This is a genomic window from Caldisericum insulae (assembly GCF_047785965.1).
GTDB lineage: Bacteria > Caldisericota > Caldisericia > Caldisericales > Caldisericaceae > Caldisericum > Caldisericum exile_A.
On record NZ_JBLOBF010000021.1, the window covers coordinates 1 to 7,895 of the forward strand.

The window sequence follows — 7,895 nt, forward strand, 5'->3', positions numbered from 1 at the left end:
TCACCTTCCTTATACCCGGAGCCTTGCCCTTGTTCCAATGCATCACTTCCAATCTCAAGGGAGATTCCGCTCCTGCAGTTACTCAGGTAAAAATAGTTTTAAAATTTTTCCTTGAGTTCTCTCCTTTTTTCAAGGTTAATAATTCTCTTTTTACTATATTTTATAATCTCTCTCTTGTCAAGAGGTTTAAAAAAATTCCTAAAAATTTTCCTCTCACATATTAGATACGAAACCCCATCAAAAAAGTTCCATAAATTTAAAGAATTTTTGATATTCGTACGCATATATTTTTTCTTACACACTTAACAATAGGTTGATTAATTGTTTTTAGTCATGACGGTTTTACAAATTTTCAATACCCTCTAAAAATTTTTCTCCTCATATAGAATCCGCTGGGAAAGAATGCGGATTAGAAAGGATTAAAACTCTCAAACTCCAAAAAGTTCCACATTTTTAAGGGATTTTTGTGCAAATTTAAGATCTCGTTATATGCCTTTTTAGAGTGCAGTAGTTTCACGGTTTTTAATTTTTTCTAGTTTAAGGCAGGGTTATTTTACATTCAACCTATCAATTAATTTTACAATTTTGTCTGAATAGTTTAACATTCGTTAGTGGTATTAAATCCTTTTTAATAAATTTTCTCTCTCATCTGGCTCTGTGCCCATGGGAGCTCAAATACAGTGGCAAGTAGAGTATCTACCCACAATTCGCCTAATCAGAGGGTTTAAAGGGATAATTTTTACAGAACTTACTCATAAAAATTACATTACTCAAATTAGTTATTAATTATATGGTCTACTTACAGAATCACTCACGCTACCACTTCCATACCAAAGATAAGTATCGGGAGTTATTGTTGTGCCGCTCCATTCCCAGTCAACACTATCATTATATGTAGAAGAAGTATCAATGTTAGCACCTGTATAGTCTAGAGATCCAACTTTCATATAGTACAGGGTCTGACCATTTATAACATAGGTAATTAAAGCGCAAGTCCCAAGACTTGTTTTAGCAGGTAAAAAATTCCATCCTCCTGTCGCATAATAACCTACCTTGCTTATTAGTACTCTCCAATTTGTGTTGTTTACAACGTTGGAACTTTCGACACCAAATTGGAAATGTTTAAAAGTGACAGGAATTTGGTTTACATAAACAGTAGATGTTCCAATAAGAAAATTAGTAGAAGAAAAGGCAGAGCTACTCCATGAATAAACTACTGGTGCATCATACTGAAGAGCTGAAAGGTTGGGATATGCATAGAGTTTATAAATAATATTCGAGCCACTCACGTCCATTCTCTCATAAAAAGCTGGATAAGAAACTGAGGCTATGTTGTTGCTTTGCCCAATTTGATAAGTACCATCAATCTTCCACCACTGTGGAGCCCAATTAATGCTTCCTGTAGTGCTTCCATTATTATATAATGCCACTCCGTTTTGGAAGACGCATCCTGTTTGTGTATTCCCCGTTCCAGTAGCTCCAGCTACACTTATAACTCCACCAAGCCACGTATTAGTTCCTATGAGTTGTGGATTTGTAGATTGATAACTAATTGAAGCAATGACTTTATTAGTAGTTGCAAAGCTATTATTAAAGTAACCGCCTATGTAAGGCTGGTTTTGGTCGTCGAAGATGAGACTCGGAGATGCAAAAATTAAAACCAAGCAATACATGCTGCAAACAAAAATGCGTAAAACTTTGCTCAAGTTCTCCTCTTCTAATTAAAATGTACAAATGCTAAAACTTGGAGCAAGTTCTGAGTCATTCGGTATCAAGACTACATTTGTATCTTCACAAATTATTCCATAAGGATTTAAAGTAAAGGGCTGTACATCGTTAGGAAAATCTTTAGGAATGCTTAAGGTCATTACAACAACGACAGTTTCCCCTGCCTTAATCGTAGCTGACTTTTTATTGAAACTAATGTAGTCATTAATATTTACTTTATCGGTTCCTTTGACATTTCCATTCTTATCTCTTATTGGGTAATAAACTTCGACCTGTCCACCTGACATATCTTTAGGATCAAACTTTACATGGGCTTCGGTTACCGTTGGATCATAACTTACAAACGTTAAAAGCAGTGGTATTGTAAGTTTTTCACCTTTTTTCAAAAGATAAACTCCCTTCTTTGGTTTTGGAAGAGAATAGTCCTTTAATGGAGAATCGGAAGGGAGGCTTATATCGATATAACCCTTAGTATTATACTCTTTTGCAATCTTTGGATCACGTAATTGGGATGTCAAGAGCATAGGCATTGCAGAAGAATGAGTGTCTACATATCTCATTACAAAGTAGGTTTTTATAGGTCTATAAAGTACTATTCCTGCAACAGCCAGAACAATTAACAAAATTGCAATGGTTTTTTTCTTCATTTTACCCTCCTACATTTAATTCTATCCTAATTCTCCTTTTCTTAAAATTTCTTTTAAAATTTATTTTACTTTCTTTTCGCTTTCTTTTTCCCTTTTTCACCTCCCTTATCCCCGGAGCCTTGCCCTCGCTTTTTTGGGTTAAGGTACCCCTCAATACCACCAAATAATAATTTTGCCTTAGGGGGTAAGTTAGAAAGGGGGATGCCCCCTTTCTAATATTGGAGATTCCTCGTGGCTTTGCCACTTCGGAATGACAACCATTTTGAGGGGGCAACAACCCCCCTCAATACTCCCCCAAAACTGAGGAGATTCCTCGCCTTCGGCTTCGGAATGACACAACCAGTCATTTCGACGAACGTAGTGAGGAGAAATCTCCTCCTTTTGGGGTAGTTCGAAGGGGGACTTTTACCCCTTCGATTAATAAGAAATCTCCTCCTTTTGGGAAAGTTTGAAGGGAAGCTTTTACCCCCTCTATTGAGGTATTTTGCTCCCACGATTACCCAAGGAGATATTTTAAAACTATTTTTCCTTGGGTTCTCTCCTTTTTTCAAACTTCCAATATCTCTTTTTACTATATTTTATCATCTCTCTCTTGTCAAGTGGTTTTTAGAAAAATTTTGACAATTCATTTTTTCATCTCCCTATATATAAGACTTCCAAACTCACAAAAAAGTTCCATAATTTTCAAAGAATTTTTAAAGAATTTTTTCTCTTATTCTTTTGGAATTGCTACAAGAAGCATATACCAGAAGATTGAAGACTTTTTGTACGCTGAGAAGATTCAATTTTATAGAAGTATTATGATAACTTATTTTTGTAAACTTAAGCCGGGACTTTTAAAAGCCCCGGCTACATCCAAAAGTTAATTATTTGAAGATTTTTCAGGAAACCAACATGACAGACTATAACCATTTAACTTAGTTATCTTGCCAGTATACAAGCTCGCAATATAAGCTTCTTCTGTATAAGCTTTTGTTAAAAGCACATGACTTTCATCAGGGGATAAGGAAAATGGTGGACCAAAAGTGTAATAAAATTTAAGGAAAGTACTATCAGATTCTCCTAAGAGATCTCCTGTGATTTTTTTCTCTCCTGTACCATCTATATTTATTACCCATAGACTGGATTGTGGTTCCAAAAGAAGAATCTTCTCTTCCTTGGAAAAGAAACAGAAATCAAAAACAGCTGCCTTAATAATTTTTTCATCTGTTCCGTCTATATTAACTGACCACAAGCAGTTACCTGAAATAAAGAAAATTCTTTTTCCGTCTTTTGAAAATTTGGGGGAAAGAATTTCGCTATCATTATTTTCTCTAAACTTTGTTATCTTCTTTATGTTCTTTCCTTCTAGACTCAATACCCATAGACCAGTTAACTGTGGCTTAGAGGAACTGAAAAAATCAAGAAGTATATTATTTCCATCCGGAAAAAAGGTAGCAAATATAACTTTTCCGTTCATTTCTGAGGTAAGATTTATTAAGTTTTGACCTGAATAATCTACAACCCACAAAGATGTAGTTCCAAGGTTTTGAAGAATATCATAACCATAAAAGAGAATTTTTTTACCATCAGGGGAAATAGCGTACCTAACTTCTTCATGATCTGATTTCACTTCAATAACCTTTTTTATGTCTCCGCCATTTATGTCGATTGTCCAAAAAGCAAGATAACCTTTTTTTGAACCCAAAGCAATAAAGAGAACCTTCTTCCCATCAGGAAAAAATTGAGGAAAATCTCTCCCAGAAACCTGTATATTACCTGTAAGATTTTTTCTATTACTTCCATCTACATCCATTATCCAGATAGAGTTTTTATAACTGGGGGATGAAACCTCATAGAGAATCTTGCTTCCGTCAGGAGAAAACGAAATAAAGATAGGGTTGCCATCTGTACTTTCTCCAAGTTGCTTTACTACTTTTCCATCAGTCCTCACTTTGTAGAATTTATTTTGTCTTACTAAAAGAAGATATTCCAATTTTTCTAAGTTAGGAGAAATAATCTCTTTTTTATTTCCTTTTATATCCACGGTAGCTGAGTATTCCTCAAAACCATCTTTTACAATTCTTATTTCATATTTTCCTTTAAATAGTTTCGTTTCATACGGAGTTGTTCCTACAAATTTTCCGTTAATATAAACATTTGCACTCGATGGGCTTGAAGAAATTGAAATTGTACTCCTTGAAAGATAGAAATAGGCAAAGAAGCCAAATATAATTAAAATCAAAACAAATGTAATTAAAAAAATTTTTATTTTCATTTTGTCCCTCCTATGTCTTTACCCCACTCTTCTTAAAAGGTAAATTCTTCATGGCCTTCGGTCAGCTATACGAATAATTGGGAAGCTTTGAGGATAGAAGAAATCATCACTGCCATTTAAAATCAGCGGATATAAATGATACATTTGTACTGCTTCGTAAGGTGCCTCTCCATCTGTAGGGTTATGTAACCATGAATAAGAGATAGGAAAATTCTTTCGGTCATTATTATGAGCGTCTATGTACAGACTGCTTCCAGAATTTCCATGTACTATCATAACATGATAGCCATTTTCTACTAGATCACCTTTAACTGCATAAGTAAAATTGCTACTGATAGTTCCCCTCAAGTAATTTAGAATGAAATTTCTCAAATCGGGTAAGCTTCTCCAGGAAGGAGAAGAAGTATCATCAGACATCCAATAGAGATTCCAATAGTTAGGGTCGTTGGGGTCAGTTATACCTGTGCCATGATTGTCATAATACCAGCTATTTTTTATCATCCTTTCCCCTCCTGCAAACAAGCACTGCGAAACATAATTTGTGCAGTCTCCGCCTCCTCCATGTATATTGATTCCTAATTGGTATTCTCTTGCTGAAAGACTATCTTCAAAAGGAGAGTTAAAATCAACGTAATTCAAATTATAGTAATCAAATTCTATATTATCAGGACGATAATCAGCAACACACTGGTCTGCATACCAAAGTGCGTTATCGGAATTAAAGGTTGTCTGTGGGTAATATTGTGGTGAAATAACAGTTATAGGGTTAGAAAATCCTTTAGAAGATATTAAATTCTTGTTTTTATTTTGGTTTGTTTCTATGAAATCAGGAGATCTTGTTAAATCTTTTCCTTCATCATAACTGTCCTTTAAAATTTTGAAAGAATTATTTTCCATTAGAAGAGTAACAATATGATAAACACCTGCTCCAGAATTAACATTTGTCGGTATATTTTCAATCTCCCATTTTAGTTCTTCAATTCTATAAGGCAAATTCTTCTTGAGCAGAGAGTCGTCTGTCGATTGATACAATTTCTCAAACTCTTTTACGACGGGTAGGTTATTTACATCAATATTTTCCTTTTCTCTTGTCCATAGAATTGTTATCCACTCGTATATCTTAATGGATGCTTTATTATTATTAACTTGAAAACTGTCTTTTATAGCGTAAATATCGGAATGCATCTCATTTATAGTTCCATCAAATTGTTTGATACAATTGTGGTAGAAATTAATTCTATTTATTTCATGCTTTCTCAGTTCAATAGATTCTTCTGAATAATTATTGAGAAATATATTTGCTTTAGAACTGTTTACAATAGCTTCGCTTCTTATTTCATAAAAACTGCTTAAGAACCGAACAGTAGAGTTTTCCAAATCTTCATCAGCTGCAACTGTAGAAAATGAATTAATATTAAATAAACCTAAAGCCAAGGTTACCACAATGAGCACTGCTAAAATCTTTAAAACTTTTTTTATTCATTTTTTATCCTCCTTGGATAAATTTTATATATCTTCTAAAAACTTTAAAATAAGTCTTGAAGAGATTCTGCTTGACACAAATTTTTCAAAGCCGCTTCCACAGTTTTCACCAACAAGCTGTCTTATTGACATTAATTTTCAGATAATGCTCTCATATCGCATCACCTCCTTAAAGTAGTGGTTTCAATGCTATATCATTAAATAACCGGTTTAACATTCTATTTAAATTTTCTTTCTTCATATATAAGACGTTTAAATTCAAAAATTTTCCTTTCATTTTCAATCTCTTCTCCTCCAAGAGAACCACTTATTGGATAATAGGAATAAAACTCTGGATTAATAGATACATTTTTGTTTGATTCAGAATTTTTACTATCTAGATTTGGATTATAAGATGGAGGAAATTTTATAGATTTTTTTGAAAGCTTTGAGTAGTTTTCTGCTAATACTTTCAAATATGCATACTCTTTTGCTAGCTCCTGAGCATTTTTAAGGAAAGATATGTCTATATTTTGAGTTGTGATTTTATAAGTATCATCTGGATGAATCATAACTTTGTTTAATTGATCTGCAGCTAAAGTATTTTTATTTGCTTGGGGAACGACTCCCAATAATGTTAACAAAAGCATGCAAATTAGCGTCAAAATGATCACTTTTTTCATTTTTGCTACACCTCCTACCGAAAATATTATAGCACTTTGTAAAAATTTTTAGTGTTCTTTATAAAAATATCATTTTTCTTGTTCTTTCTCACTCTTTTACTTCCTTATCCACGGAGCTTTGCATGCGCTTGAAACTCATCGCCTCACTTTTCGAGGGAGATTCCGCTCCTCTTCAACTATATTTTATCATCTCTCTCTTATCAATACCTTTTAGTAAGAATTTTTCACTTTCATCAAAAAATTCTTTTCCTCATATATAGAATCCACTGATAAGGATCGTGGATTACAAAGGATTAAGACTCACAACCTCATAAAAAAGTTCTCAAAAGATTCCTCATTTTTTTCTCATATATTAGATATGGAAACACACAAAAAAGTTCCGTAAAATTTTGAGAATTTTCGAGGAATTTTTAAAATTTACAAAGTGTGGTATTGTTTTACTAATTTTTGCATTTATACAAAAATTTTGCACAATTTACGATTTTTTCCTTTCTCATCAATACAAGCAACTCTTTTCAGAGCGGGTTTGGTAGTTTTATCAGTTACCTTTTTCGTCTCAATTTGAGTATTTTTTCGCATGACCCTCATAAAAATTTAACTTTTACCTAAAGAAAATATGTGAAAAATTTTGGTCATCGCTTAAGTTAATATTTACAAAAGGTTCATTTGAATAATAAATGCCAAGAAGAAAGTAAAAATTCCCTTGAGTTGTTTTATTCTTTTATAAAAGTTTTCATCATCTCCACTTTTATAAAGAAACCAATAAACCTTGTCTATTTTAGAGTTTATTTTGAAAAAGAAGGATTATAGCTAAGAGAATTAATGCCACAAAAATAACAATAAGAAGTAATGCTACAGGCATTCTTAATAGGATTGATAAATCTGAAAAAAGTTTCTTAAGGGCTTAGGAGAAATTTACGGGGTAAAGATAAGGTGTTGAAAGACAGATCTTATTGGAAAATCCATTTTTAACTGCCACAATGAAAATTTGAAGAAAATCATCCTTAACGGATTTAACGAGCTTGTGAAGGGCAAAAACACAATACTTATGTGTGAAAATGAAAAAGTAAAAGAATATATGGTTGCAGTAAGAGACAAAAACAACAATCTCCTTGGATA

General features: G+C 33.1%; 6 protein-coding genes. All 6 read right to left on the reverse strand.

Annotated features, from left to right (window positions below):
• Positions 1–782 precede the first annotated feature (782 nt).
• The 6 genes from ACMV0E_RS07925 to ACMV0E_RS07950 all read right to left on the reverse strand — a co-directional run bounded on the left by ACMV0E_RS07925 (position 783) and on the right by ACMV0E_RS07950 (position 6,776).
• Positions 783–1,673, reverse strand: a complete 891-nt coding sequence (locus ACMV0E_RS07925) for a hypothetical protein (RefSeq protein ID WP_416085846.1) — start codon at positions 1,671–1,673, stop codon at positions 783–785.
• Positions 1,674–1,721: 48 nt separating this feature from the next.
• Positions 1,722–2,375: a hypothetical protein gene (locus ACMV0E_RS07930; protein WP_416085847.1), complete on the reverse strand. Its 654-nt coding sequence runs from the start codon at positions 2,373–2,375 to the stop codon at positions 1,722–1,724.
• A 1-nt stretch (position 2,376) separates the two neighbouring features.
• Positions 2,377–2,619, reverse strand: a complete 243-nt coding sequence (locus ACMV0E_RS07935) for a hypothetical protein (protein WP_416085848.1) — start codon at positions 2,617–2,619, stop codon at positions 2,377–2,379.
• Positions 2,620–3,237: 618 nt separating this feature from the next.
• Complete coding sequence (locus tag ACMV0E_RS07940) at positions 3,238–4,632, reverse strand: PEGA domain-containing protein (protein ID WP_416085849.1); 1,395 nt, start codon at positions 4,630–4,632, stop codon at positions 3,238–3,240.
• Positions 4,633–4,680: 48 nt separating this feature from the next.
• Positions 4,681–6,009 (reverse strand): amidase domain-containing protein, encoded by a 1,329-nt coding sequence (locus ACMV0E_RS07945; protein WP_416085850.1) that lies wholly within the window; start codon positions 6,007–6,009, stop codon positions 4,681–4,683.
• A 323-nt stretch (positions 6,010–6,332) separates the two neighbouring features.
• Positions 6,333–6,776, reverse strand: coding sequence for a hypothetical protein (locus tag ACMV0E_RS07950; RefSeq protein WP_416085851.1), 444 nt, complete (start codon positions 6,774–6,776; stop codon positions 6,333–6,335).
• Positions 6,777–7,895: the final 1,119 nt, after the last annotated feature.

What these genes read in the sequence shown, in the direction of transcription:
- ACMV0E_RS07950 (WP_416085851.1), bottom strand. Translation starts at nt 6,776, where the DNA reads ATGAAAAAAGTGATCATTTTGACGCTAATTTGCATGCTTTTGTTAACA.
- ACMV0E_RS07925 (WP_416085846.1), bottom strand. Translation starts at nt 1,673, where the DNA reads ATGTATTGCTTGGTTTTAATTTTTGCATCTCCGAGTCTCATCTTCGAC.
- ACMV0E_RS07930 (WP_416085847.1), bottom strand. Translation starts at nt 2,375, where the DNA reads ATGAAGAAAAAAACCATTGCAATTTTGTTAATTGTTCTGGCTGTTGCA.
- ACMV0E_RS07940 (WP_416085849.1), bottom strand. Translation starts at nt 4,632, where the DNA reads ATGAAAATAAAAATTTTTTTAATTACATTTGTTTTGATTTTAATTATA.